The organism is Amycolatopsis acididurans (genome assembly GCF_012328925.1).
In the GTDB taxonomy this organism is placed as follows: domain Bacteria; phylum Actinomycetota; class Actinomycetes; order Mycobacteriales; family Pseudonocardiaceae; genus Amycolatopsis_E; species Amycolatopsis_E acididurans.
In genome coordinates this window covers 1-25,984 of sequence record NZ_JAAXLS010000005.1, presented here as the reverse complement: position 1 = coordinate 25,984, position 25,984 = coordinate 1, and the positions used below count along the sequence as shown (strand labels likewise).

Genomic DNA, 25,984 nt, shown 5'->3' with positions numbered 1-25,984 from the left:
CATGCGCAAGACCCTCATCCGTGCCGGTGCCGCCGTCGCCATCGCCGCCGGGATCCTCGGCCTCAGCGGCGGAATCGCTTCCGCCGACGAGATCTCCGCTCCCGTTGTCGTGCCGTCGAACCCGACCGGTGCCGACTACGTGAACGCCTGGAACCAGGCTGGTGCGCTGTTCGGTGCGGGTGCGGCCGGTCTGGCCAGCTCGGCTTGGGCGGGCACCATCCCGTCGATCGTGCAGGGTGCGGCCAGCACGATGGGCTGACGCAGTCGCGAAACCGGCCTGCCTGCGGGGTTTTCTCCGTGCGGCGGGCCGGTTTCGGCGTACTGGCGAGTAATGACCGCGGGTGACATCCGACCACACCCTGTGTTCTTCACACGATCGTGCCATCAAGTCGCGTCGAAGATGCGCGGTGGGCCCCGCCTTTGGTTATCTCAACGGTGCAAGTTGCTTCCGTATCAATACGAGTGCGTTTCAGCTTCGTTTCCGATACGGCATCCATCCCGGTAGGAGAACGGTGATCCAGTACAGCGCGGCCGAACAGCGGGGCTCGAGTGCCCTTCGCTGGCTCGTGCGCGCGCTGTTCGTGATCGCGGGCGCCCTCGCGGGCACCGCGGCCGCATGGGCGATCAGCACCGCCACCGCCTCCGCCGACACCGCGTTCCCCGCACAGCCCCAGCAGGAGCAGGACCAGGCCGCCCCCGCGGGCGACCAGCTCACCCCGACCACCGACGCGATCATGGGCACCTCGGACGACCTCGTCCTCGGTGCTTCCAACCTCGCCGGTGACACGAGCGCCGCCGCGGTCCGGGTGGCCACCTCCGGCTTCTCCGCCGACTCCGCGGACCAGCGTCACCAGCAGGTCGCGGGCGACGTCAGCGACGCGGTGCACGAGTTCGCGAACACCGCCGTGCTCAGCCCGGCTCAGCGCGTCCTCGGCACCGCCGAGCACATCAGCCGCCAGCCGCAGGACGCCCCCCGCGTCATCGGCAACGCGCTGACCCCGCCGCAGGACTTCCTCAACTTCCTGCGGCCCGCCTGCGGTGACAAGCTGCTCAAGCTGCCGGCGCTGCCCGGCACGCACAACGGCACCACCGATCAGCACCAGCCGGCCGACCTCGCGCACGCGGACGCGCCGTCGACCGCCGCTGCCCCGGCGCCGGCAGGCCCGCTGGGCCCGTTCACCGACGCGGTGCAGGCGCAGCACGCCGACGCCAAGTACGGCGACTGGCAGCGGGACCGCGACAAGCACCTCCGTGGTGACGAGTCCGGTCAGCTGCCCTACTCCCCGAACCGTGGGCCCATCGCCCCGGCCGGTCTTCCACTCGTCCCCGGTGGCGCCGCCACCGGTGGTCACGTTGACGGTCCGCTGCTCGGCGTTCCCGCCGGCGCGCTGACCCTGGTCGACACGCACGGCGAACGCGCCGTCCGTTTCGGCGTCCGGCACACGCCGGTCCAGCCGGGCGCGCAGCCCGGCGTCACGCCTGACTGATTTTCGCGCGGGGTAGTTCCTCCGCGCTCTTTCCGCCATGCCTTTTCCGCATCGGCGCGCGCGTGTGGCAGCCCCCGCATTTCCGCCGCGGACATTTCCGCGAACCACCGGGTGCTTTCTTCGCGCGCACCCCCCATAAGCCCCCGTAGGGGAACCCAAGGAAAAGGAGAAAATCCGAATGCAGACCTGGGCAAAGCGTGGACTCCAGACCGCGCTGGTCACGGGTGGCCTGCTGATGCTGGGCACCGGCATCGCATCTGCCGACGAGAACGTCAGCCCGGACACTCCGGCCGGTCCGCTCGACGTCAACGCGAGCGTTCCCGTCGACATCTCGCAGAACGCGATCGGGACTCTCGGCAAGCAGGTCAACCTGCCGGAAGTCAAGAAGGAAATCAGCACCAAGCCGGTCACCGGCGCGCTGAACAAGGCTCTTGCCCCCGTCAGCAAGACCGGCGCCATGAAGGCCGCTGCCCCGGCGACCAGCGCCGTGAACGGCGCGGTGTCGAAGGCCACGGCGGCGACCTCGGCGGCGACGGCGAAGGCCACCAACCGCACCGAGCAGGCCCCGAGCGTCCAGTCCACCGGCGACCCGTTCATGGGCAACAAGGTCGTCGGCAACGTGGCGGTGCCGATCCAGATCACCGGTAACGCGCTTGGCGTGCTGGGCAACGCCACCGTCGACTCCTCGTCGAGCCAGACCTACGAGCACAACAGCGACGTCAACACCAGCGGGGCGCACGGCGGCCTCGCGGGTAACGTCGTGAACCTCGACTGGGCGCTGCCCGTCCAGATCGCCGGCAACGCGCTCGGCCTCGGCGGCAGCGGGCACACCACCGGCTCCGCGTCGCAGTCCGCCACCACCAGCGGCGAGACCACCACCGACGGCACCAACGGCGGGCTCGCCGGAAACGTCGTCGCCCCGCAGGGTGCGACCCCGGTGCAGGTGTCGGGCAACGCGCTGGGCTGGTTCCTCGGCCACGCCGACACCAAGTTCGACGCCAGCAGCGAAGCCAACTCCGGCGGCTCCATCGCGACCCACGGGTCGAAGGGCGCCGGTACCGGCAACGTGGCCGGTGTCCCGGTCGCACTGCCGGTGAAGGCCTCGAACAACGCCGTGTCCTGGGGCGGCGACGCCGACTCGGCCGGCAGCGCCACCGCGGACTCGACCGCGGGCGGCAAGCGCCCTGGCCTCAACGACATCGACAGCTACATCCAGACCGACGGTGACGGCTCGTTCCTCGCCGGCAACATCGCGCAGCCGCAGCCTGCCGCGCCCGTCACGGTCGTCGGCAACGCGGCCGCGTGGATCGGCAACTCGGTCGCGGGCAGCGGTGCCGAGCGCGCCGCCAACGTCATCGGCAGCAACGCCACGGCGGGTGGCTTCTCCAGCACGAGCGGCCAGAACGCGGCCGGCTCGGGCAACATCGCGGACGCTCCGGTGGCTCTGCCCGCCGAGGTGTTCTGCGTGGGTGGCACCTGGATCGGCAACGCGCACGCGGGCGGCTGCGAGAACACCGTCAACGCGCAGGCCGGCGACGGCACCTACACCAACGGCAACGGCAGCTTCCTCGGCGGCAACAGCGTCGACGCGCAGCCGGCCGGCACCGCCGAGGTGTTCGGCGTGGGCGGTTCCTGGATCGGCAACGCGTCCGGTTCGGCGACCGAGGACAAGACGGTCAAGGCCGGTGGCTACAACGGCAGCCAGGGCAACGACTCGACCGGTTCCGGCAACGTCGTGCAGACCCCGGTGGCTCTGCCTGCCGAGATCCTCGGCGTCGGCGGCTCCTGGATCGGCCAGGGCCAGGGCACCGCGTCCGAGACCAAGGTGATCACCGCCGGTGGCGGCGGGAACACCCAGGACGACCACGGCGCCGGTAGCGCCAACCTGGTCGCCGTCCCGGTGTCCGCGCCGGTGCAGGCGTTCGGCATCGGTGGCTCCTGGATCGGCCAGGGCCACGGCACCGCCTCGACCGACACCACCTCCAAGGCGGGCGACAAGCTCAACGCCAACGGCAAGGAAGGCTTCCTCGCCGGGAACCTCGGCGCCGTCCCGGTTTCGCTGCCCACCCAGGTGCACGGCATCGGCGGCTCGTGGATCGGTAACGGGTTCGGCGAGAGCCAGAACATGACCGACTCGACGGCCGGTGGCAACGCCACCGCGACCGGTCAGGGCGGTTCGGTCGCCGGCAACATCATCCAGGCCCCGCTGGCCGGCGCCGCTTCGGTGTTCGGCATCGGCGGCGTGTGGGGCGGCGTGGTCGGCGGCGACGCCACCAACGACGTCGTGTCCACGGCCGGTGGTACCGCGGAGACCAACGGCGACGGCGGCTCCATCGCCGGCGACGTGGTCAGCCCGCAGCTGATGCCCGTCGCGCAGGTGTTCGGTGACGCGGCGAGCCTGACCGGTGTCGCGCACGGCTCGGGCATCAACAGCACCGAGACCACCTCGGGTGGCGACATCACCACCTCGGGTGTCGGCGGCGCGCTGTCCGGCGACATCTTCGACGTGCCGGCCGCCGCTGTGGCCCAGGTGTTCGGCGTCGCCGCTTCGCTCGGCGGTGTCGCGCACGCGGTCGCCGACAACACCACGACCGGCACGGTCGGTGGCACCGACACCACGTCGCCCACCGCCGCCAGCTCGCTGGCCGGGATCAGCAAGCAGGTTCCGCTCGGCGCCGTCGTGCAGGTCTTCCACCTGCCGCTCGGGCTGCTCGCCGCGGTGAGCTCCACGACCACCAACGCGACCGACATCTCGGTCGCCGGTCACGAGCCGCAGATCAACCTGCCGATCTCGCTGCCGGAGATGGCCGCCACCGGGCTGCCCTCGCTGCCCGGCGCCAAGACCCTGCCGGTCGCGCAGCGCGCGGACGTTCCGGGTCTGCCGGTCCAGCTGCCGGGCACCGACGGTCTGCCCTCACTGCCGTCGCTGCCGGAGCTGCCCGCCGCCGGCCTGCCCTCGGTCCCGGGTCTCCCGGCCGCGGGTCTGCCCTCGCTGCCGGAGCTGCCCGCCGCGGGTCTGCCGTCGCTGCCGGCTGCCGGGCTGCCCTCGCTGCCGTCGCTGCCGGCTGCCGGGCTGCCCTCGCTGCCGGGTCTGCCCTCGGTCCCGGGCCTGCCCGCCGAGGCGACCAACCCGCAGAACCTGCTCCCGCAGGCCGAGCTGCCCGCGATCGCGAACCTGGACTCGAACCCGGCTGCGGCGTTCGACAAGGTCACCGGTCTGGTCAGCGGCAAGGGGATCAGCATCCAGGGCTGATGTCTTAGCCCGATGAACGCGGGCCCGGGAGCAACGGCGCTCCCGGGCCCGTTTTTCGTGTCAGCCCAACTGGATCGAGCGCTTGGCTAGGCCGTACCAGTAGCCGTCGATCACCGTTTCCGGTTTGGCGTCCTCGATCCCGGCGCCGAGCGAGACGAACAGTGGCGCGAAATGCTCGATGCGCGGATGCGCGAGCTGGGCCGCGGGCGCCTTGCGCTCGAAGTCGAGCAGCGCGTCGAGGTCGCCGGCGCGCAGCATGTCGTTGCCCCACTGGTCGAACTCGGTCGACCACTGCGGCGGCTGTCCGTGCGTGCCGACGCGCATCGCCGAGAGGTTGTGGGTGAAGAACCCGCTCCCGATGATCAGCACGCCCTCGTCACGCAGCGGCTTGAGCTTGCGGCCGAGTTCGAACAGCACCCGGGGGTCGAGCGAGGGCATGGAGACCTGCAGCACCGGGACGTCGGCGTCGGGATACATCTCCACGAGTGGCACGTAGGCGCCGTGGTCGAGTCCCCGCTCGGGTGCCTCGTGCACCGGCGTCTGCGGGCTGTGCAGCAGCTTGCGGACCTTCGCGGCCAGTTCCGGCGCACCCGGCGCCGGGTAGGTGACCTGGTAGTAGTGCTCGGGGAAGCCCCAGAAGTCGTAGACCAGCGGCACCGTTGTGGTCGCGCCCACGGTCAGCGGCGCCTCCTCCCAGTGCGCGGACACGACCAGGATCGCCTTCGGCTTGGGCAGTCCGGCCGACCATTCCGCGAGCTGGCTGGTCCACAGCGGATCGTCGGCCAGCGGCGGCGCGCCGTGGCTCAGGTACAGCACGGGTGTCGCACTCATCGCAGCCTCCATCTGTTTGAATCTTCAACTAGTGTAGTTGACGCCTCGGGGTTCCGCGATATTCCGCGTTGACAAGCGTCACATCTCCTGAATAGCTTTGATTGCAAATATATTTGTACTCAAAGGGAGATTTCGTGCCGCACCTCGACGTCCACGTGCTGGAGAACGACCTCGCCGGCCGTGAAACCGAACTGATCAAGAAGCTCACCGACGCGGTGGCCACCGTCTACGGCGACTGGGCGCGCAGCATCGCGGTGGTCCGGCTGATCGGCATACCGCCCAACCGCTGGGGAATCGGCGGTGAACCCGCGCAGGCACCCGCGCCTGGCGTCACGTTCGGCATCAAAGAGGTCGCGTTCGGCAGACCCGACGCCGACGACCTCGTCGCGCGCCTCGTTTCCGGCGTCACCGACGCACTCGTCGACGTTTTCGGGGAACGCGTCCGCAGCGGTGTGACCGTGGAGCTCGTCGGCACACCCGCCGGACGCTCCGGCGTCGGCGGTGTCGTGGACCCCCGTTGATCGGTATGGACTAGGCGAAACCGGGTGCGGCGGTGCCTATCCTCAGGCGAGGAAATCCGCGATCGCCGCGCCCAGTTCGGGTTTCGTGACCGCGCTCATGTGGTTGCCCGCAATCGCGACGTGCCGTCCGTCCGGCAGCACCCCGGCCAGCTCCTCGGCGGAGCCGTTGTCGTGATCGTCCACTCCGGACAGTACGAGCACCGGCAGCGTGAGACGCCGGAGTTCCTCGCGCGTGGTGTCGGCGAACGTGTCGAGCACACGTAGCAGCGCGACCGGATCTCCTTTGGTGGTCCTGAGAAACGCCTCGGCCGACCACTCCGGTGTGCCGCGCTGGAACGTGCCCAGGTTGGTCAGCAAGCGGCGGAAGAAGTCGCCGCGGTGGGCGGTGTCGGTGATCCCGGACAACCCCATCCCGGCGACGACCGCGCGCCCCGGTCGCGCGCCACGGACCAGCATCCGGACCGTGGTGCGGGCACCCAGCGAATAGCCACCGAGGTCGTAGTCGGTGAGTCCGAGCTGGTCGATGAGGGCGAACCCGTCGTCGGCGAGCGCGTCGCGTGGGTAGGCGGCCGGCTCGTGTGGTTTGGCGCTGTCTCCATGGCCGCGAAGATCCGGCATGATCACGCGCCGACCGCGTTCGGCGACCTTCGCGGCGTGCCCGTAGCGGACCCAGTTCACCGTCGCCGTCGAGAAATACCCGTGGATGAGCACCACCGGACGCCCCTCGCCCAGCTCTCGGTACGCGAGTTTCGCACCGTCGTGGCCTTCGAAGTACCGCACGGGAAGCTCGTTCATACCCCGAATTCAAACAGCCGCCGCGCCGGGTCGTGCATCACACCGACCTCAGATCACGAGCTTGCCGCCCAAGGGCGAGTGCCCGGACCGACACTCCGCCGCGTCGCGCGCATGAAGCTGCTCCGTATTTCTGGTAGGGACAACCGCATGGCAATCCCGCACCCGCCGTCGCGGCTTCCCGCGTGTGAGTTATGTGGCGGCCCGCAGATCGGCAACCTCGGCCTGGTGACTCAGCAGCACGTCGGGATACATCCGAATGCGCGCATGCTGGGGGCGAAGCCGCTGTCGACGCTGAGCGCGATCGTCTGCCTGTCATGCGGACATACGAAGTTCTTCGCCGCCGAACTCGCGAAGGTCCGGGAGGAGGCGGAGAAGCACCCCGAGCGGTTCATGTGGTGAGCTGAAAGCCGAACCACCGATGACTTTCCCATGCCGTTCGGGTCTGTACACCGGAGACCGAGCCACGGAAAGGTCTGCGCTATGCGGAAACTGATCTACGGCATGAACCTGACCCTCGACGGTTACATCGCCGCGGCCGGCGACGACATCGGCTGGAGCGCGCCGAGCGACGAGCTGTTCCAGTGGTGGTACGAGCACGAGCGGGCGAGCGGCCTGACTCTGTACGGGCGCAAGCTGTGGGAGACGATGAGCTCCCACTGGCCGACCGGCGATCAGCAGCCGGGCGCCACTGCGGCGGAAATCGCGTTCGCGCGGCTTTGGCGGGACATGCCGGAGGTGGTGTTCTCCTCGACGATCGACAAGGTCGACTGGAACACCCGCCTGGTCACCGGCGACGCCGTCGCCGAGATCACCCGGCTGAAGGCCGAGGACGGCGCGCCGATGACCATCGGCGGCGCGACGCTGGCCGCGGCGGCCATGCGGGCCGGGCTGATCGACGAGTATGTGCTGGTCACCGCACCGGTCCTGGTGGGTGGCGGCACGCCGTTCTTCACCGCGCTGGACGGCTGGGTGAACCTGAACCTGGTGGAGACGCGGACATTTCCCGGCGGCGTGCTCCTGACCAGGTACGAGACCAGATGAGCGAGATCGCCGCGATCAGGTCTGGGCCAGGTCGGCGAACCGGCTGTAGTGCAGCTGGTGCGCGACCACGACGGTGCTCGTCGGCCCGGCGCGGTGCTTGGCCAGGATGAGGTCGGCCTCACCGGCGCGCGGATCGTCGCGCTCCCACGCGTCCGGCCGGTTGATCAGCAGCACGATGTCCGCGTCCTGTTCCAGCGAACCGGACTCACGCAGGTCCGACAGCATCGGCCGCTTGTCGGTGCGCTGTTCGGGACCACGGTTCAGCTGGCTGATCGCGACCACCGGCACCTCGAGTTCCTTGGCGAGCAGCTTGAGCTGCCGCGAGAACTCCGACACTTCCTGCTGCCGCGACTCGACGCGCTTGCCCGACGTCATCAGCTGCATGTAGTCCACGACCACGAGCTTGAGGTCGTTGCGCTGCTTGAGCCGCCGCGCCTTCGCCCGGATCTCCATCATCGTCATGTTCGGCGAGTCGTCGATGAACAGCGGCGCCTCGCTGATCTCGCTCATCCGCCGCGCGAGCCGGGTCCAGTCGTCGTCGGACATCTTCCCACCACGCATGTCCGCGAGCCGGATCCTGGCCTCCGCGGAGAGCATGCGCATGACGATCTCGATCCGGCTCATTTCCAGCGAGAAGATCACGCTGCTCATGCCGTGCTTGATCGAACACGAGCGCGCGAAGTCCAGCCCCAGCGTCGACTTACCGACACCGGGCCGCGCCGCGACGATGATCATCTGGCCGGGGTGCAGGCCGTTGGTCACCTCGTCGAGATCGGCGAACCCGGTGGGTACGCCCTGCGCGTTGCCACCGCGGGAGGCGATCGCGTCGATTTCGTCCATCGTCGGCTGGAGCAGTTCCTCCAGCGCGACGTAGTCCTCACTGGTGCGGCGCTCGGTGACCTCGTAGATCGCGGCCTGCGCACGGTCCACGACCTCGTTGATCTCGCCGCCCTCGTTGGCCGCACCGTAGCCGTACTGCACGATCCGCGTGCCCGCCTCGACGAGCCGGCGCAGGATGGCCTTCTCCGCGACGATCTCGGCGTAGTACCCGGCGTTCGCGGCGGTCGGCACGGTCGCGATGAGCGTGTGCAGGTACGGGGCGCCGCCGACGCGGGCCAGTTCACCGCGCCGCTCCAGCTCCGCCGACACCGTGATCGGGTCGGCGGGCTCGCCGCGCCCGTAGAGATCGAGGATGCAGTCGTAGACCGCCTGGTGCTTGGGCAGGTAGAAATCGCCGGGCCGCAGCGCCTCGACCACGTCCGCGATCGCGTCCTTCGACAGCAGCATGCCGCCCAGTACCGACTGCTCGGCCGCGACGTCCTGCGGCGGCTGCCGGTCGAACTCGCCGTGCCTCGGCCCGGGTTCCTCCGGCCCGGGTTCGGTCAGGTAGGCGGGACCGCGGTCGTCCGTCAACGCCACCGCGTGGACACCTCCTCGTCAAGCGAACACCAGTTCGATTATGCCGTGTCTTCGACTCGTCGCCCACCATTTCGACAGGCGTGTCGCGTACTCCGCGCTACTAGTCGCGCGGGCACGCTAGATCCCTCGGAAGGAGCAAGGCAAACCCGCCTGTTGATCGCGTGGGGACACCCTGTGGACAACTTGTGGATGAGCGGCCCGAACGAATCACAAGCCGTCGCACACCTGTGTACAAGTTGGGGACAAGCACGGCGGCCTCCAGGAAAAGCGCAGTTCGGGCCCTGTGGGAAAGCTGTGGAAAACATTGCTGAAAACTCGTCGGCGTGTCGCGTGGCAAGACGCGCTCGGCGTGTCGCGCGGCTGCGGCTGCACACAGGGATGGGCGGACCTGTGGATGGCTGCTACCGACGGTAGAGAAATCACCGGATGGGCTGAGCGGGTGGTCAAGCGGCCACTCAGACCAAGACGCCCTGTGCGTTGCGTAACCGTTCGGCGAGGACCTGCGGCGTGCCGGGAGTGAACACGACGAGCGGCTCACCGCGCCCGGGCCGTTCCTCCATGAGCCAGCGGCCCTCGACGGTATCCACGAAGTTCAGCGGCCGTTCACATCGGCGCCGCGCCCCGCTGCGGGTGCGCGCGGCGACGTACAAGCTGCCCGCGCCGACGCGCTGAACGCCGGCGATCCGCCGCATCTCCTTCGCCTGGTCGGGCCGCGCCGCCGCGTTCGCCGACCGCATCACGGTGAACTCGTCTTCGTTCGGCACGCTGCTGCCCGCGGCATACTCCGCCTGGGTCGCCACCAGCGGGCTTCCCGTCGCGGGCCGGCCGCGCGGAACCTGGTTGAGGAAACCCGTGAGCAGCTCCTCCGGCTGTTCCGTGGCGAGGATGACCGACTCCTCGGCCAGCAGGCGCACGGCTACGAACGCACCGCCGCTTCCGCTGCCCGCGTACACGGTGAAGTTGCCGGGGGAGCCGGGATAGGAGCCCTCGAACCAGCCGTAGTACTCCAGCTGCGGCCGCGAGATCGACTCGAGCAGGCCGAGTAGTTCGCGGTCCATCCCGCGCGGGCCCATCAGCCCGTGCCGGGTCAGCAGCGCGTTGACCTCCTGGTCGATCGTGCGCTGCGCGCCCTCGTCGTACCAGACGGCGGTGCCGGACAGCGTCGCGTGCGGCTCGCCTCCGCGGCGTCTGATCAGGTTGTGCAGGATCGGGGTGGCGAGCTTGATGGGACCGTTGCGCACGCTATTCACCGATCACCGGCGGCGCGGTGAGCTCGTCGGTGCCGAACAGTTCGTTCGGGTCCTCGCTGACAAGGAACCGGTTCCGGTGCTCCTCGTCGTCGCCGCCCTTGCCGCGACCACCCGCGCCCATGGCGCCCATCCCGCCCATGCCCGCGCGGCCCGCCGCACCGGCGGCACCCGCCGCGGCGCCACCGCGGATCGCGCCGGCCGCACCGCTGCCCGCACCCGCGCCGGTGCTGGACCCGGCACCGAGGCCACCCGCGCCGGACCCGCCCGGCCCGAAGCCGCCGACCGCCCCGACGCCACCGCCCGAAGACGAGCCACCGCCGGACGACGGGTAGCCGGAGCCGGATCCACCGGGGCCGAACGTGCTCGCGTCGAAGCTGCTGGAGGGCGGGTCCGGGGTGTACCCGGCCGCCGAGGTGCCGTCGTTCCAGGCGGGACTCCGGTAGCCGGGGCCGGTGTAGCCGGGCACGTTGGGCTGGTAACCGCCACTGCCCGGGGTGTTGCCGTAGTTGCCGCCGCCGGGCGTGTTCGGGATGGTGCCCGTGCCGGGGATCTTCCCCGTGTTGCCCGGCTGGTAACCACCGGAATCGCTGCCGCCGGGTCCGCGGCCGGTGTCGCCGGGATCGCGCCCGTCGTCCTTGCCGCCGCCGTTGTCACCGCCGTCGGAGAACGTGTTGCCCTCCCACGCGCTGTACTGCGGCATCCCGGCCGCGTTCTGCGCGCTGGCCTGGTAGTAGGCGTTGAACGCCTCGACGTTGCCCTGGCCCTGCTGGTTGTACTTCTCGATCTCCTGGTCTTTGTCGCTGAACGGGTTGATGTGATCGAGAAACCCCTGGTGCGGCGGGGTCGCGGCGATCTCCTGCACCTTCGAGTGCACGGTGTCGAACGCCTCGCCCTGGTTGTCCAGGTAGGTCTTGCTCCTGGTCAGGTTGCCGGCGGAATCGTCCAGCCAGATGCCCAGCGGATGCGCGCCCGCCTGCACCTGCGCGGAGGCGTCGCCCTGCCAGGCCGCGTCCATCGCCTGGTTGATCGCGTTGATCTGGTCGACCCGGTCCTGGTGGATCGTCTGCAGGTGCCCGGCCGATTTCGCGCCCTCGCGAAGGGAGTCGGCGTTGCCGGGGTTGATCTGCTCCCAGATCTGCCTGGCGTCGATGGAACGCCCGCCGATGTCGGCCGACTGCTGCTGGGCGTCCGCACCGGTGAACAGGCTGACCAGTCCCCCGACCGCCGTGCCGATGACCGTTCCGGCTCCGGGCATGATCGCGGTGCCGATGTTCATGCCGATGAGCGCTTCATTGGACATGAGACCCCATCCTCATTCCCTACCCTGCAAGTGGTCGATCATCGCGGTGGCGACCCGCCCGGTGGCCGGGCACGGGTTGGTCTTGTTCGGCCCCTCGCCGATCTGGGCGGACACCGAGACCGACAGTTCGTCGCTCACCCCGACCCACAGCTGACAGTCGCCGCCCGAGCGGTTGTCGGTGGGACTGGCGTAGACCCCCGGATAGCCGTCGACCGTCGTCGGCTCGAAATACGCGAAGTTGCCCTTGGTCGCGTAGATGTCGCTCAGCCCGTTCTTGTTGACGGTCATCGGCGAGATGTAGACGACGTTGAGCTGGAACGCGGCCGAGCGCCATTTGCACGTCGGTCCCGTGTCGCTCTGCGACTCCGCGCCGGGAGCGGCAAGGCCGACAGTGGTGATCTGGCTCGCGGAAAGACCGTTGCAGGGATTCGCGATCAACGCGTCGGTGGGCAGTGCGCCAGGCACCGGTGGCGCCGACCGGGACGGGCCGGACGCGCTGGGCGAACCCGTACCGGACGTCGAGGGTGTTCCGGCGGTGTGGCTGGAGCACGCCGACAGTACGGCGACCGACGCGACGACGAACGTTCCGAGCCGGAACGCCCGGGTCCTGCTCATATGATTCCCTGCCCCTGGTGCGTGGCGGCGTGCAGCGCCTCGTCCTCGGACTGCTGGATCCGGCCGCTCGCCTGCTGGAGGGCCGTGATGTAGTTCCGGATGTACTCGCGCATGCGCTCGTGCTGCTGAAGCAAGGTCTGGCCGGACGGACTCGCGCCCTGCCGCACGAAGTCGGTGCTCGCGAACTCCTGGCCGGGCGCGGCCACACCCGCGATCTTCTGCGCGTGCTGGATGTCGTCTTCCACCTGGTCCAGCAGGGCTTGCCATTTGTTGATCACGCCCTGGACCTCGTCCGGCGAGAACTTGTAGCCACCGGAGGAACCGGAAGTGCCGACCTGGATCGGCGCGGGCGGCGGGACCGAGGTCAGTGTGTCCTTCGGCGCGGCAGCCGGCATCGCCTGGCTCGGCTGAGTCATGCTCGGATCCCCCTTCGCTCCTACCCGCCACCGCTGTACGCGGTCGCTCCCACGGCGAGATCAGCTCCTTGGATGCTAGCGCGGCGATCATGGTTCCCCTGGTGACGAACCAAAAAACGGCCCCTCCGCTTGGCGGAGGAGCCGTTTTTCGTGGAAACCGCTGTGCGAACTACTGACCGGCCTTGATGTCCAGCCGGACGCTCGCCTCGACACTCGGGTGCAGCTTCGCGCTCACCTGGTGCTTGCCGACGGTCTTGATGTGGCCACCGGTCTCGATGATCCGCTTGTCCAGCAGCGGGCCACCGGCCGCCTTGATCGCCGACACGATGTCCGCGGTGGTGATCGAGCCGAACAGCTTCTTCGAGCCCTCGGCCGCCTTCGCGGTCAGCTCGACCGTGCCGAGACCGTCCAGCGCGGCCTTGACCTCGCGGGCGTGGTCCAGGTCGCGGATGCGGCGGGACTCCTGAGCGCGGCGGATGGTCCGCACGTTCTTCTCCGCGCCCTTGGTGGCCGCGATCGCGAAGCCACGGGGGAACAGGAAGTTGCGCGCGTACCCGTCCTTGACCTCGACGATGTCGCCGGGGCCGCCGAGGTTGGCCACGTCGGTGGTCAGAATGATCTTCGCCATTGACGTGCCTCCCTTAGCGCGCGGTCGAGGTGTAGGGCAGCAGCGCCATCTCGCGGGAGTTCTTGACCGCGATGGCGATGTCACGCTGATGCTGGCTGCAGTTGCCGGTCACCCGGCGGGCACGGATCTTGCCGCGGTCGGAGATGTACTTCCGCAGCAGGTTCGTGTCCTTGTAGTCGATGTTCTCCGGGCGGCCCTTCTGCTCCGCCTTGCAGAACACACAGACCTTCTTCTTGGGCTTGCGAATGGGTGGCTTGGCCACGGTGATGCTCCTGGTAAATCAGTGAAAGTGGTTGGTTAGAAGGGAGGTTCGTCCGCGAAACCGCCGCCGCCCCCGGCAGGCGGGGCCGAACCCCACGGATCGTCCGCCGGCGCGCCGCCGCCACTGCCGCTACCGCCGTAGCCGCCGCCACCGCCCCCGGTGCCGCGGCTGACCTTGTTGACCTTGGCGGTCGCGTAGCGCAGCGAGGGGCCGATCTCGTCGACCTCCATCTCCACGACGGTCCGCTTCTCGCCTTCCTTGGTCTCGAACGACCGCTGCCGCAGCCGGCCCTGCACGACGACGCGTGCGCCGCGGGTCAGGCTCTCGGCCACGTTCTCCGCCGCCTGGCGCCAGATGTTGCAGCGCATGAACAGCGCCTCGCCGTCCTTCCACTCGCCGCTCTGGCGGTCGAAGGTGCGCGGGGTGGAGGCGACGGTGAAGTTCGCGACGGCCGCACCGGAGGGTGTGAAGCGCAGCTCCGGGTCGGCGGTCAGGTTGCCGACCAGCGTGATGACAGTCTCTCCGGCCATGATCGCCTCAGGCCTTCGCCGCGACCTTGGCGGCCTTGCGCGCGCCGAGCTTGCGGACGACCTTGGTGCGGAGCACGTTCTCCTGCAGGTTCAGCTGCCGGTCGAGCTCCTTCACCGCGTCGGGCTCGGAGTTCAGGTCGAGCAGGGCGTAGATGCCCTCGGCGTGCTTCTTGATCTCGTAGGCGAGGCGCCGCCGTCCCCACACGTCGACCTTCTCCACGCTGCCGCCGGACGTGCGGATCACGTTGAGGAACGTGTCCAGCGTCGGGGCGACGGTGCGCTCGTCGAGCGTCGGATCGAGGATGACCATTACCTCGTAATGGCGTGACACAACCACTCACCTCCTGTGGGCTTCGCGGCCATGGACTGTCCATGGCAGGAGGGTTGTCGAGGTACCAGGGTAGCGGTCCGCTACGACAGCTTTCGCAGCACCCAGGTACGGACCAGCGCGGCGCTCACCCCGGCCAGCGCGACGACGGCGAGCAGCATCGGCAGCCGCACCACGTCGGAGGCGGGTTCGGGGGCCGCGAGCGAGTTCGCGTTGCCCGCGTCACGGACGTCGGTCTGGCCGGACGCGCCGCCCAGCGAGCCGATCTGCGGCAGCGGCTGCCCGCCGCCCAGCGGGGTGCTGGTCGGGTAGCGGTCCGTCGGCGAGGTGCCGTAGCCGGGAATCGCGTTGCCGTAGTTCGGGATCGTCAGGCCGGGCACGGCGGCCGGGATGTTGCCGTAGTTCCTCGGCGGTGCGGTGGCCGTGCCGGTGCCCGAGACACCCGGGGTGACGCCGCCCGGTGCGGCCGTGCCGCCGGTCTGCGGCACGGTGGGCAGCGCCGTGTTCTGCGTGAAGTTGCCCGCGAAGGCGGTGAGCCCGCAGTTGCCCGCGACCTTGTTCCCGATCGCGTCGAGCGTGTCCTGCCGCTGCTGGGGACTCCACCAGCCCAGCCCGTCGGCGTCCTTGAGCGCGGTGGTGACGGCGGTCGCGACGGCCTGCCCGGAGATCGGGCCGTTCGCGGCGTTGGGCACCTGGCCGACGGGCAGCGCCCCGTCCGCGGTGATCTCGTTGGCGAGCTTGTCCGGATCGACGCCGCTGAGGAACAGCGGCCGCTCCTGCGCCCCGGCCTTGACCAGTGCGGCGACGTCCTTGCCCTGCACGGCGACCTGGTCGCCCATGTTGCCGACCACATTGCCGGTGCACCCGGAAGCCAGCACGGTGCTCGCCGAGGCACTGCCGGTGAACGCGGCGCCGGTGAACATCGCCGCGAGGGCTGTGGTGGTGAGCAACCGGCGGGTCGTCCTGGCCAGTCTGGTCCGGGTTGGCTTCCGCACGGGTGGGGTCCTCCGGGAGTCGCGGGCACACGTCGTCAGCGGGACAACGAGCAACGGGGTCCCGAGGATACTAGGCGGTAGCCCCCCGCAAAACCCACCTGCGCACCAGGGCGGCGCTGACGCCGGACAGCGAGAGTACGGCGATGAGCATCGGCAGCCCGACCGGATTCGGGCCGTTGGTGGCGCCGGACATGGACTCGGCCTGACCCGCGTTCTGCACCGAGTTGCCACCACCGTTGCCCTGGCCCAGCGCGCCTACCTCGGGTGCGTAACCCGGGATCTGACCGCCGTAGCGCAGGCCCGGCGACGGCGACCACAGACCGGCGAGCGCGTAGGGGATGCCGCTGTAGTCGCGCATCGGCGCGAAGCCGGCCAGTGAGCTGAACGGCAGCACGCTGAACGCGGCCGGGTCGCCGCCGAGCACGGGGCTGTTCGAGCTGGGGATGGAGCCCGGGGAGCCCTGGTTGGCGGGCGCGTTGCCGCCGTTGGGACCGGACTGCTGCGAACCACCGCTCGGCGGCTGCTGCTGGGACGGCTGCTGTTGCTGGGCACCGGGCACCATCGAAGCCGCGCCCTGCAGCGTGCTGGTGGCTCCGTTCGTGGCACCCGAGACGGTGTTGTTGACGGCACCGGCGACCGGCGCGCCGACCACCGGCACCGGCGCGACGGCGGTGTTCACCACGTTCACGGTGATGGTGCACAGCCCGGTCAGCAGGTTGCCGACGAGCGAGGTGAGACCGTTGGTCACTGTCTGGGGGCCGAACGGTGTGCTGATGATGTCGCCGGGCGAGGCGGTCACGGTTTGCCCGCATTGCGCTGGAATGGTGGCGGCGGCCGCCGTGCCCGGTGTCGCGAGCACAGCGGTTCCCGCCAGTACGAAGGCAGCCGCACCAGCCGCGGCGGTTTTACGTGTACGACCATCCATCGGTCTCGGCCCTCCCGCGTGGGTCACTCCCTGGTTTAACGATAGTGACCGAGCGGCGTGACGCTACTTGACCGAACGTCGCAACCAGATGTTGGACAACGCGGCTGTGACCAGGGCCAACGCGACCGCGGCGAGAATCAGGGGAAGCTTCTCGGGCGCGGTCGAGGCGGCGGGCAGTGCCTCGGCCGTACCGGAGTTCTGGTTGACGATGCCGGGCCCGGGCGAGGTGCCGGTCGGCGGGACGAGGCTGGGCGCCGACGGGGCGATCGCACCCGGCGCGATCAGCGCGGACAGGTCGGCGGCGCCCAGCGGGAAGGCGCCGTCGAGCGGGAACGACACCAGCTCGAAGCCACCGGACGCCGCCCCGGAACCGGGAGCCGGTGCGCCGGGTGCGGGGGTCGGCGCGGGTGCGGGTGCGGGCGCCGGAGCCGGGTTGCCGGCCGGCGGAGCGGGCTGCAGCGGCTTGCCCGCGATCAGGCCCTGCGTGGTCGCGGACAGCGCGTTCACCGTGTTCTGGGCGCCGGGGCACACGGTGTCGGTGACCGGGGCGCCGAGCACCGGCAGACCGCCGACGTCGAGCCCCTTGGTGATGTCGGCGAGCGGCAGCGACAGCGTGGGCTGTTTCGCCGCGCCCGACCCCGTGTTCGCCGAGTCCGAGCCGGTGCCGACGGAGACAGTGTTCGGGGCGTTGAGCGGGGCACCGGCGTCGACGGTCAGCGCCTGCCCGGTGCCGCCGTTGCGCAGGGTGGCGTCACAGCTGCCGGAGATCGCGGGGTCCGCGGTGTCGGCCGACGCGATGCCAGGGAACAGGAACACGGCCGTGGCCGCGAGCAGACCCAGTGCGCCGATCCGGTTCGCGTTCTTCCCCATCGTCTCCCCCTGCGCGTGGGCTCACGGAACGCGCTCACGCTACTGCATACGGTGGAACGCTTCGGGCAGAACCCGCGGAATTAAGCCTGTAGCGTGGCGACATGCAGATCGGGGCACATGTTCGCGACGACGATCCGCTCACCGCGGCGCGGGAACGCGATGCCGACGTGGTGCAGTTCTTCCTGTCGGACCCGCAGGGCTGGAAGAAACCCGTGCCGGCCCCGGCCAAGGCGGAGATCGAGGCCGCCGGGGTGGACGTGTTCATCCACTCCCCCTACATCGTCAACGTGGCGTCGATGAACAACCGCATCCGCATCCCGTCCCGGAAACTGGCCGTGCAGCACGCGGAGGCGGCGGGCGAGATCGGCGCGAAGGGGCTCATCGTGCACGGCGGGCACGTGCGCAAGGAGGAGGATCCGGCCGAGGGGCTCGCGAACTGGCGCAAGCTGTTCGAACGGCAGGCCGAGCAGGGCGGGTTCGCCGTGCCGATCCTGATCGAGAACACCGCGGGCGGCGACGGCGCGATGGCCAAGCAGCTGGACATGCTGGCCCGGCTGTGGGACGAGGTCGGCGAGTTCGGCGCCGGGTTCTGCCTCGACACCTGTCACGCGTTCGCGGCGAGCTGGCCGCTGGAGGACGTCGTGGACAAGGTCATGGCGATCACCGGCCGGATCGACCTCGTCCACCTGAACAACTCGCGCGACGAGTTCGGCTCGACCCGCGACCGGCACGCCAACGTCGTGCACGGCGGCGGCACGATCGACCCCGGGGCGCTGGTGGCCGTCGCCAAGGCCGCCGGCGCGCCGGTGATCGTGGAGACCCCGGCCGACGGTCAGGCCGACGACATCGCCTACCTGCGCGAAGCGCTCAGCTGAGGCAGCCGGACCGGCTTGAGCCGGAACACGTCGCCGACGTTGTCCAGCGCCCCGCCCGCCGGATCGTCGACGCCGGCCAGTCGCACCTTGTCCAGTGCCGGCCGGTAGATCTCGCGGATCACCAGCACGCACAGCCCCACGACGGCCAGGTCGCGCACCACGACGAAACCGAGGAACCAGTCCTGCGGCAGTCCTTTGTGGTCGGTGCCGAGGTAGTAGAACATCCTCGGCGCCCACACCGCGGCGTCGATGACCATCCAGCCGAGCAGCAGCCGCCACCGCGGGATCGCCAGCACCGCCAGCGGCACGAGCCACAACGAGTACTGCGGGCTCCACACCTTGTTGGTGATCAGGAACGCGGCCACCACGAGGAAACACAGTTGCGCCACCCTGGGCCGTCGTGGCGCGGTCAGTCCGACGTAGGCGATCCCCGCGCAGCAGAGCAGGAACAGCGCACCGACGACGAAGTTCAGCGCCGTCGGTGTCTGGCCCGGTCGCAGCGGCCCGTCGAAGCCGGCCCAGCCGGTGAAGTAGGAGACCACGTTGTACAGCGAGTCCGGGTCCATCCCGCGCTGCCCGTTGAGCCGGAAGAACTCGCGCCAGCCGGGGTTGAGGCTCAACGCGATCGGCAGGTTCACCGCGAGCCACACCACCACCGTCGCGCCGGCGGTGCGGGCCCAGTCACGGAACTTGCCCGCCCGCACGCACAGGATCAGCAGCGGGCCGAGCAGGAACAGCGGATACAGCTTCGCCGCCGCGCCGAGTCCGAGCAGCACACCGGCAAGCACCGGTTTCCGCCGCGACCAGGCGAGCAGGCCGGTGGCCGCGAACGCGGTCGCGATCGTGTCGAAGTTGGTGAACGCGTGCACCAGCACCAGCGGCGAGATCGCGACGAGCGCCGCGTCCCAGATCCGGCGTTTCGCGGTTCTGCCCACCGCCCACACGGTGACCAGCCAGGCCGCGGCGAGCCAGAACGCCGTGATGTCGAAGTAGATCGCCACCGGTAGCGCGCCGGGTAACCAGCCCGCGTTCGACATCGTCACCCAGCCCTGGGTGAGCTTCGCGTCGACCCACTGGAACAGCCCGGTCAGCACCGGGTACTCCATGTAGCGGACCTGCGCGTTCGGCGTGCCCGCGTTGTCCACCCAGCTCGTGCGGTACGGGAACGTGCCCGGCTGGTTGAGCCGCTCCGCGGAGTACAGCGGCACGATGTCGGAGTAGCACATCGCCACGTACGGCCTGCCCGCTCGCCAGTCGAGCTGGTTCTCGCCGTTGGAGTCGGTGTACTGCTGGATGCAGCTGGCCTTGCCGAACCAGCTCACCATCAGCGCCAGCGTCGCGAGCAGCAGCCCGATCCGCTGGGGCGTCCAGAACCAGTGCCTGCCGACGGCGGCGTGCTCGCCCAGCGGCCCGCCCACCGGTCTGCTCGCGGCCGCGACCAGCGGTTCGGTCCGGCTCGGCGCGACCCGCGCGTCGGCGTCGAGTGACGCGGGCACGGCTTCCTGCTCGGTGGGGCTGGACACGCGCGCGATGTTACGGGCAGTCACGTGGGTTCGGGCTGAAGACCACGTGACTGCCCGCCCGGTGTGTCAGCCGCCACCCGGGCGGCCGGTGCCCGTCGGGAACAGCTGGACGCCCGTCGTGGTCGGGGTGGTCTGCCTGGTCGGCGGCGGCGACGGGGGCAGCTGGGTCGACGGCAACGTCGGCGTCGGCGTCGGCGTCTGCGTCGGGGTGGTCGCGTTCTGCGTCGGCGGCTTCGTGGACGAGGCGTCGTCGGCCGTCGCTCCCTTGCCGATCAGGTCGACCGTCGAGAACTTCTCGTTCGGCTTGCCCTTGAGGTAGTTGTTGATGAACTCCTGCCAGATCTGGGCAGGCAGGCCGTCCGAGGAGACGTTCTTGCCGTTCTTGTCCTTGATCGGCGAGTTGCCACCGGTACCCACCCACGAGGAGACCGAGATCGACGGCGTGTAGCCGACCATCCAGACCTGCGAGTTGTCGTTCGACGTACCGCTGGCGTTGGGGCCGCTGGCGTCGTACTGCTGGGTACCGGTCTTGCCCGCGCATTCGTGACCGTCGGGGCACTTGAGCTTCGAGAACCCGATGACCGGCTTGAGCGCGGTCGTCACGTTCCCCGCGATCTGCTTGCTCTTGGCCGCGTTCGGGTCGAAGGCAGGCTTCGGCGCGCTCGGCGTCTGATAGACGACGTTGCCGCCCGGATCCGTCACCTTCGTGACGAAGTGCCGGTCCATGCTCACCCCGTCGTCGGCGAAGGTCGCGTAGCCGGACGCCATGTCCAGCGGCGTGACCTCGGTGGTACCACCGCCGAGCGAGATGTTGTTGTCGACCGCGGTCTTGTCGAGGCTGGTGACCCCGGCCTGCTGCGCGGCGTCCTTGACCGCCTGCGGGCCGGTTATGTTCGAGACCAAGTCGAAGAACACGGTGTTCGTCGAGCGCATGGTGGCCTCGGCGACCGTGCACTGCGCGGAACAGCTGTTGGAGTCACCCGCGTTGTTGATGTAGCGGGGCTTGCCGTCCACGGTGCCGAACTGCCGGTGCGTTCTGCCGTCGAAGGTCTCGCCGAGTCCCTTGCCCATCTTGAGGAACGCGGTGATGTCGAACGCCTTGAACGACGACCCGGGGTTCCGCGTGGTCCGTGCCCAGTCCTTGGCGTCGTTCTGGTCGTTCGGGCCGCCGTAGTAGGCGACCACCCCTCTTGTCTTGGGATCGACCGCCACCATGGCCTTGCGCAGGGTGTCCGGCTGGTCGGCCATGTACTTGTTGACCGCGTCCTCGGCGATCTTCTGCGCCGCCGGATCGATCGTCGTATAGATGTTGTAGCCGCCCGCCTGCAGCTTCTCCTTCGAGTAGCCCGCGGCTTCGAGCTCGTCCTCGACCTGCTGCTGGATGAAGGCGTTGGGTCCGCTGATGGTCGCCGGTTTGGTCTGGTCCTTGGGCAGCGGCGTCGGGAACTGTGCCGCGTCGCGTTCCGTCTTCGGCAGCCAGTTGTACTTGACCATCTGGTCCATCACGTAGTTCCAGCGCCACGTCACGTAGTCGGTGTTCTCCGACTTGCCGGGTCCCTGGATCAGGCCGGCCAGCACCGCGGCCTCGGACGGGCTCAGCTGTGCGGCGTCCTTGTTGAAGTAGGCGTGCGCGGCGGCCTGGATGCCGTACGCGTTGCGCCCGAAGTAGACGATGTTCAGGTACGCCGTGATGATGTCTTCCTTGGGCTGGGTCTGGTTCATCTTGAACGACTTGACCAGCTCGGTGAACTTACGGGTCAGCGTCGGCGCATCGTTCTCGGTCGCCTTCTTGATGTACTGCTGGGAGATCGTCGAACCGCCACCGCTGCCGCCGGTGAGCTGGTTCTTGACGGCGTTGAGGATGCCCTTGACGTCGAACCCGTTGTTGGTCTCGAACGTGGCGTCCTCGGCCGCGTACACCGCGTGCTTGACGGTGTCCGGAATCTGTCCCGGCTTGAGGAGCTGGCGGTTCCCGGTGTCCGGGACCTCCTTACCCATGATCGAGTTGTTGCTGTAGTAGTACGTGACGACCTGGCTCTGCTGCGCGAGCACGTCCTCCGGCTTGGGCACGTCCACCAGGAAGTAGGCGATCGTGAACGCGATCGCGGGCACCACGACGAACAGGCCGAACAACGCGTAGAGCGTGCGCCGGACGATCTTCCAGCGCCGCTTCTTCCGCTGCTTCGGCGTCAGCAGCGCCTTCTTGCCCTTCTTACCGGTGTCGGTCGCCTCGGCTTCGGACTCGCCGTCGGGGCCGAACTCGTTGAAGCGCGTCTGCTCGTCGTCGTAATCGTCGTAGTCGTCGTCCGGGAGACCACCGGCGCCGAGCTCGCTGTGTGTGAGCAGGCCGGGCTCGCGCTCGGGCGGACGGTTCGGCCCTGGCGGTGGCCCGCCGGCCGGCGGGCGGTAGCGGCCACGCATGGCCCGCTCGCCCTGCGGTCCGGGCGGCGGGCCCGGCTGGCGTGGCGGCGCAGGGGGCACCCGTCGACCAGGAGGAGGTGGGGGTGGCATCCGGCGCTGGTCCGGTTCGGCGCCGGGCCAGCGGGGTTGCCGCGGCTGCTGTCCCTCGCCGGGCCACTGCGGGGCCTGGCCGCGGCCCGGCGGCTGCTCACCGGGCCACTGCGGGCCGCCACCCTGTCGCGGGGCACGGCGGGGTTCATCAGGCTCCTGACCTGGCCAGGAGCGGTTGTACTGGTCGTTCACGAATGAGCCTCCCAGACCGGCGGTTCGGGGTACGCCGCTCTGCGGTCAGGTTGGTGCTGGCCGGTGTCCGGACTCACTGGTCAGCGGTCCTCTTCGAGGGCCGCCTCCGGACACCCGTCCCCAGGACGTATGACCGCACCAGGTGGTTCCAGTGGCAGGTCCGGCAAACCTCTACCACGTGGACGTTGAACTCCGCGAAAAGTTGCGACATCCGCACGAGTTCACTGGACGACCTCGCCGACCCGGCGACGTGCTTGAGCTCGTCGCCGTAGACCCAGGAGACCAGGGTGAGTGCCTCTTTGCGGCAGATCGGGCACGTGTCCTCGGTGGGTTCGCCGTGGAACCTCGCCGCGGTGAGCAGGTACGGACCCGCGTCGCAGACCTCTTCGGTGCCGACGCGACCGGCGCGGACGGCGGCCAGCAGCGCACGCCGCCGCAGCCCGTAGTCCACTACCTGTCGCTGGTTTCGCACGCTGACAGAGTACGTGTCCCTCGTTTGGACGCCATGAGCTGTTCTGACTAATGATCTCGGCACCGCGAGCGACACGCCGTCGATTTGATAACGCTCTGGTGAACATCCCTGAGATCTGAGGTGCCTTTCGGGTGATCGACTCCGTTACGTACGCCACTTCGATGTATCGGCTCGATATACTCAGACGTTAGGTTGCCGATGTGGAGTTCTTTGCGACCCGAGAGGGGGTGCACCGTGCTGGAGTTCGCGATACTCGGACTGCTGCACGAGGCGCCGATGCACGGCTACGTGCTGCGCAAACGGCTGCACGAAACGCTCGGCATGTTTCGCACGTTCTCGTACGGCTCGCTGTACCCGACGCTACGGCGTCTGCAGCGGGCTGGCTTCATCGTCGAGGAAGCCGATGAGGTCGGTGATCACGCCAAGGTTCAGCCCAGGACACGGGTTCGCCGGGCCCGCCGGGTGTACAAGCTCACGGCCGAGGGTAAAGAGCATTTCGCGCAGCTCCTCGGCGACGCCGGCCCACAGACGTGGGACGACGAGGGCTTCGGAGTGCATCTGGCGTTCTTCTCCCGAACACCGGCGGACGTCCGGATGCGGATCCTCGAAGGCAGGCGCCGTCGTGTCGAGGAGCGCAGGGAGGGTCTGCGCGCGGCCATGGCCAGAGCCGAGGAAAAGATCGACCGCTACACCAGGGAGTTGCATCGCCTCGGCCTGGAGAGCAGTGAACGCGAGGTTCGCTGGCTCAACGAGCTGATCGCGCACGAACAAGCCGAACAACGTGGCCTGCAGCAGTAGCGCTGACGGCCGCGACCACACCTGACCTAATCAAGTCTCAAGGAACGAAGGAGAAACCGGCATGGGCGACAACAGCGGCCGCGTGAAGGTGGCCATCGTTGGCGTCGGCAACTGCGCGGCATCGTTGGTGCAGGGCGTGCATTACTACCGTGATGCGGACCCGGCGTCGCGGGTGCCCGGCCTGATGCACGTGCGTTTCGGCCAGTACCACGTTGGTGATGTCGAGTTCGTCACGGCGTTCGACGTAGACGCGAAGAAGGTCGGGCACGACCTGTCGGAAGCGATCCTCGCCAGCGAGAACAACACCATCAAGATCTGCGACGTGCCGCCGTTGGGCGTGCCGGTGCAGCGCGGGCACACGCTGGACGGGCTCGGCCGGTTCTACCAGGAGACGATCGAGGAGTCCGACGAGACGCCGGTCGACGTCGTCGCCGCGCTGAAGGAGTCTGGCGCGGACGTGCTGGTGTCCTACCTGCCGGTGGGTTCCGAGGCGGCGCAGAAGTTCTACGCGCAGTGCGCGATCGACGCGGGCGTCGGGTTCGTGAACGCGATCCCGGTGTTCATCGCCTCCGACCCGCAGTGGGCGCAGAAGTTCACCGACGCGGGCCTGCCGATCGTGGGTGACGACATCAAGTCCCAGGTCGGCGCGACGATCACGCACCGCGTGATGGCCCGGCTGTTCGAGGACCGCGGCGTGCAGCTCGACCGCACGATGCAGCTCAACGTCGGCGGCAACATGGACTTCAAGAACATGAAGGAGCTGGAGCGGCTCGAGTCGAAGAAGGTCTCCAAGACCCAGGCCGTGACCTCCCAGATCGACCGCGACCTCGGCAAGGCGAACGTGCACGTCGGCCCGTCGGACTACGTGCAGTGGCTCGACGACCGCAAGTGGGCCTACGTCCGGCTGGAGGGGCGGGCCTTCGGCGACGTGCCGCTGAACCTGGAGTACAAGCTCGAGGTGTGGGACTCGCCGAACTCGGCGGGCATCATCATCGACGCCGTGCGCGCCGCGAAGATCGCGATGGACCGCGGAATCGGCGGGCCGCTGCTGTCCGCGTCCTCGTACTTCATGAAGTCGCCGCCGGTTCAGTACAACGACTCCGAGGCGCGGCAGTCGGTCGAGGCCTTCATCGCGGGCGAGAAGGACCGCTGACGCGCTGAACCCGATCTTCACCCGGCCTCCCCTGGTCGGGTGAGACGGGGTTCACTCTTTCGACTGGATGTACATACAGTCAAAGGGCGAGGGCGGGTTCCGGTGCTCTCCGGCAGGCACACTAGAGGGGGTCTGCCGGCGAGTGCCGGCTTTGTGTCGTCCCAGCGGTGGCGACCCCGACTAAGGAGTGCAGTGCCCCGGTCCGCCAGCGCCAACCGCGAAATGCGCGAGGAGTCGCGGCGGAAGATCCTCGCCGCGGCGCTGGAGGTCTTCGCCGAAAAGGGCTACAACGGCGCGACGATCACCGACATCACCCAGCGTGCCGGCGTCTCGCGCGGGCTCGCCTCGTACTACTTCCCCAGCAAGCACCTGCTCGTCGAGGAGCTGCTCGACGCCTACCTCGACCAGGTCGCGGCGATCATCGAAGTGCCCGGGCCGCCGGACGCACAGCTGGCCGCGATCATCGACGGCACGCTGCGGGTGACCGTGACCGGCCTGCCGATGCAGGGCGTCATCCTGGGCCTGATGGTGCAGCCCTCGACCCATCCGATCTATGCCGCGGTCGAGGCGCGCAAGGACGAGCGGCTGCGGAAGCTGGAGGACAACCTGCGCGCGATGTTCGCCGCCCGCGGCTCGGCCGAACCCGAGGTCGAAGAGGTCATGCTCCGCAGCGTCCTGGAGGGCGTCATCTACAAGGCGGTCGTGTACGGCGCGCGCTACCCGGTCGAGCGGGTGCGCCGCCGGCTGTACCGGATGTACGACCTGCCACAGCCGGAGGACACACTCAGCGGCGAAGAACCACCCCCGGTCAGCCGCCTACGCGCCACCGAACGCGGCTTCTAACCCCCACTCGCCCACCGGGAACCCCCAACCCGCACCCCAGCAACCCTCAACTCGCACCCCGGCAACCCTCAACTCGCCGGGGTGGGGGTGGCGCGAGTTGAGGTTTGCGTGCGCCCGAGTCGAGGGTTGGGTGTGTGCGAGTTGGGGGTTG

At 69.2% G+C, this 25,984-nt stretch carries 27 protein-coding genes; 10 read left to right on the top strand and 17 right to left on the bottom strand.

The window, feature by feature from the left end; all coding sequences use genetic code 11:
* Nucleotide 1: 1 nt before the first annotated feature.
* The 3 genes from HFP15_RS10220 to HFP15_RS10210 all read left to right on the top strand — a co-directional run bounded on the left by HFP15_RS10220 (nucleotide 2) and on the right by HFP15_RS10210 (nucleotide 4,740).
* The gene (locus HFP15_RS10220; protein WP_168514033.1) at nucleotides 2-259 is read left to right on the top strand and encodes a hypothetical protein; all 258 of its coding nucleotides are present in this window, start codon (nucleotides 2-4) and stop codon (nucleotides 257-259) included.
* A gap of 253 nt (nucleotides 260-512) precedes the next feature.
* A complete protein-coding gene (locus tag HFP15_RS10215; protein ID WP_168514031.1) occupies nucleotides 513-1,487 on the top strand; it encodes a hypothetical protein in 975 nt (324 codons plus the stop codon).
* Nucleotides 1,488-1,665: 178 nt separating this feature from the next.
* Nucleotides 1,666-4,740, top strand: a complete 3,075-nt coding sequence (locus HFP15_RS10210) for a beta strand repeat-containing protein (RefSeq protein ID WP_168514029.1) — start codon at nucleotides 1,666-1,668, stop codon at nucleotides 4,738-4,740.
* Between the two features lie 60 nt (nucleotides 4,741-4,800).
* On the opposite strand, the gene HFP15_RS10205 is transcribed toward HFP15_RS10210, so the two are convergent.
* Nucleotides 4,801-5,571: a dioxygenase family protein gene (locus HFP15_RS10205; protein WP_168514027.1), complete on the bottom strand. Its 771-nt coding sequence runs from the start codon at nucleotides 5,569-5,571 to the stop codon at nucleotides 4,801-4,803.
* Nucleotides 5,572-5,705: 134 nt separating this feature from the next.
* On the opposite strand from HFP15_RS10205, the gene HFP15_RS10200 reads away from it, so the two are divergent.
* A complete protein-coding gene (locus HFP15_RS10200; protein ID WP_168514025.1) occupies nucleotides 5,706-6,092 on the top strand; it encodes a tautomerase family protein in 387 nt (128 codons plus the stop codon).
* Between the two features lie 42 nt (nucleotides 6,093-6,134).
* On the opposite strand, the gene HFP15_RS10195 is transcribed toward HFP15_RS10200, so the two are convergent.
* The gene (locus HFP15_RS10195) at nucleotides 6,135-6,887 is read right to left on the bottom strand and encodes an alpha/beta fold hydrolase (protein WP_168514023.1); all 753 of its coding nucleotides are present in this window, start codon (nucleotides 6,885-6,887) and stop codon (nucleotides 6,135-6,137) included.
* Nucleotides 6,888-7,112: 225 nt separating this feature from the next.
* Here HFP15_RS10195 and HFP15_RS10190 point away from each other — a divergent pair, with 225 nt between their 5' ends.
* On the top strand, nucleotides 7,113-7,286 hold the full coding sequence (locus HFP15_RS10190; RefSeq protein ID WP_168514021.1) for a hypothetical protein: 174 nt from the start codon (nucleotides 7,113-7,115) through the stop codon (nucleotides 7,284-7,286).
* Between the two features lie 81 nt (nucleotides 7,287-7,367).
* A complete protein-coding gene (locus tag HFP15_RS10185) occupies nucleotides 7,368-7,928 on the top strand; it encodes a dihydrofolate reductase family protein (RefSeq protein WP_168514019.1) in 561 nt (186 codons plus the stop codon).
* Between the two features lie 15 nt (nucleotides 7,929-7,943).
* Here the strand turns inward: HFP15_RS10185 and dnaB are convergent, their stop codons facing one another.
* The 12 genes from dnaB to HFP15_RS10125 all read right to left on the bottom strand — a co-directional run bounded on the left by dnaB (nucleotide 7,944) and on the right by HFP15_RS10125 (nucleotide 17,466).
* A complete protein-coding gene (gene dnaB, locus HFP15_RS10180) occupies nucleotides 7,944-9,347 on the bottom strand; it encodes a replicative DNA helicase (RefSeq protein ID WP_168514017.1) in 1,404 nt (467 codons plus the stop codon).
* 455 nt (nucleotides 9,348-9,802) lie between these two features.
* Nucleotides 9,803-10,588: an ESX secretion-associated protein EspG gene (locus HFP15_RS10175; protein WP_168514015.1), complete on the bottom strand. Its 786-nt coding sequence runs from the start codon at nucleotides 10,586-10,588 to the stop codon at nucleotides 9,803-9,805.
* A 1-nt stretch (nucleotide 10,589) separates the two neighbouring features.
* Complete coding sequence (locus tag HFP15_RS10170) at nucleotides 10,590-11,897, bottom strand: PPE domain-containing protein (protein WP_168514013.1); 1,308 nt, start codon at nucleotides 11,895-11,897, stop codon at nucleotides 10,590-10,592.
* A 12-nt stretch (nucleotides 11,898-11,909) separates the two neighbouring features.
* A complete protein-coding gene (locus HFP15_RS10165; protein ID WP_168514011.1) occupies nucleotides 11,910-12,512 on the bottom strand; it encodes a DUF3558 domain-containing protein in 603 nt (200 codons plus the stop codon).
* A complete protein-coding gene (locus HFP15_RS10160) occupies nucleotides 12,509-12,928 on the bottom strand; it encodes a hypothetical protein (RefSeq protein ID WP_210717023.1) in 420 nt (139 codons plus the stop codon). Before HFP15_RS10160 ends, HFP15_RS10165 begins: the two co-directional genes overlap by 4 nt.
* A gap of 169 nt (nucleotides 12,929-13,097) precedes the next feature.
* Nucleotides 13,098-13,556: a 50S ribosomal protein L9 gene (gene rplI / locus HFP15_RS10155; RefSeq protein WP_168514009.1), complete on the bottom strand. Its 459-nt coding sequence runs from the start codon at nucleotides 13,554-13,556 to the stop codon at nucleotides 13,098-13,100.
* Between the two features lie 13 nt (nucleotides 13,557-13,569).
* A complete protein-coding gene (gene rpsR / locus HFP15_RS10150; protein ID WP_168514007.1) occupies nucleotides 13,570-13,818 on the bottom strand; it encodes a 30S ribosomal protein S18 in 249 nt (82 codons plus the stop codon).
* Between the two features lie 35 nt (nucleotides 13,819-13,853).
* Nucleotides 13,854-14,348 (bottom strand): single-stranded DNA-binding protein, encoded by a 495-nt coding sequence (locus HFP15_RS10145; protein ID WP_168514005.1) that lies wholly within the window; start codon nucleotides 14,346-14,348, stop codon nucleotides 13,854-13,856.
* A gap of 7 nt (nucleotides 14,349-14,355) precedes the next feature.
* On the bottom strand, nucleotides 14,356-14,679 hold the full coding sequence (rpsF, locus tag HFP15_RS10140) for a 30S ribosomal protein S6 (protein WP_168514003.1): 324 nt from the start codon (nucleotides 14,677-14,679) through the stop codon (nucleotides 14,356-14,358).
* An 80-nt stretch (nucleotides 14,680-14,759) separates the two neighbouring features.
* Nucleotides 14,760-15,671 (bottom strand): hypothetical protein, encoded by a 912-nt coding sequence (locus tag HFP15_RS10135; RefSeq protein WP_168514001.1) that lies wholly within the window; start codon nucleotides 15,669-15,671, stop codon nucleotides 14,760-14,762.
* Nucleotides 15,672-15,741: 70 nt separating this feature from the next.
* Entirely contained in the window at nucleotides 15,742-16,596 is an 855-nt protein-coding gene (locus HFP15_RS10130; RefSeq protein WP_168513999.1) for a hypothetical protein, read from the bottom strand.
* 63 nt (nucleotides 16,597-16,659) lie between these two features.
* Entirely contained in the window at nucleotides 16,660-17,466 is an 807-nt protein-coding gene (locus HFP15_RS10125) for a hypothetical protein (RefSeq protein WP_168513997.1), read from the bottom strand.
* A gap of 101 nt (nucleotides 17,467-17,567) precedes the next feature.
* Between HFP15_RS10125 and HFP15_RS10120 the strand changes: the two genes are divergently transcribed.
* Entirely contained in the window at nucleotides 17,568-18,341 is a 774-nt protein-coding gene (locus HFP15_RS10120) for a deoxyribonuclease IV (protein WP_168513995.1), read from the top strand.
* Here the strand turns inward: HFP15_RS10120 and HFP15_RS10115 are convergent.
* The 3 genes from HFP15_RS10115 to HFP15_RS10105 all read right to left on the bottom strand — a co-directional run bounded on the left by HFP15_RS10115 (nucleotide 18,317) and on the right by HFP15_RS10105 (nucleotide 23,039).
* Entirely contained in the window at nucleotides 18,317-19,864 is a 1,548-nt protein-coding gene (locus HFP15_RS10115; protein WP_168513993.1) for a glycosyltransferase family 87 protein, read from the bottom strand. The two genes, HFP15_RS10120 and HFP15_RS10115, sit on opposite strands and share 25 nt — an antisense overlap.
* Nucleotides 19,865-19,930: 66 nt before the next feature.
* The gene (locus tag HFP15_RS10110) at nucleotides 19,931-22,285 is read right to left on the bottom strand and encodes a transglycosylase domain-containing protein (protein ID WP_168513991.1); all 2,355 of its coding nucleotides are present in this window, start codon (nucleotides 22,283-22,285) and stop codon (nucleotides 19,931-19,933) included.
* Nucleotides 22,286-22,640: 355 nt separating this feature from the next.
* A complete protein-coding gene (locus HFP15_RS10105; protein WP_168513989.1) occupies nucleotides 22,641-23,039 on the bottom strand; it encodes a DUF5318 family protein in 399 nt (132 codons plus the stop codon).
* 234 nt (nucleotides 23,040-23,273) lie between these two features.
* On the opposite strand from HFP15_RS10105, the gene HFP15_RS10100 reads away from it, so the two are divergent.
* The 3 genes from HFP15_RS10100 to HFP15_RS10090 all read left to right on the top strand — a co-directional run bounded on the left by HFP15_RS10100 (nucleotide 23,274) and on the right by HFP15_RS10090 (nucleotide 25,833).
* A complete protein-coding gene (locus HFP15_RS10100) occupies nucleotides 23,274-23,837 on the top strand; it encodes a PadR family transcriptional regulator (protein WP_168513987.1) in 564 nt (187 codons plus the stop codon).
* Nucleotides 23,838-23,898: 61 nt separating this feature from the next.
* Entirely contained in the window at nucleotides 23,899-24,990 is a 1,092-nt protein-coding gene (locus tag HFP15_RS10095) for an inositol-3-phosphate synthase (RefSeq protein ID WP_168513985.1), read from the top strand.
* Nucleotides 24,991-25,182: 192 nt separating this feature from the next.
* Nucleotides 25,183-25,833, top strand: coding sequence for a TetR/AcrR family transcriptional regulator (locus HFP15_RS10090; RefSeq protein WP_168513983.1), 651 nt, complete (start codon nucleotides 25,183-25,185; stop codon nucleotides 25,831-25,833).
* Nucleotides 25,834-25,984 lie beyond the last annotated feature (151 nt).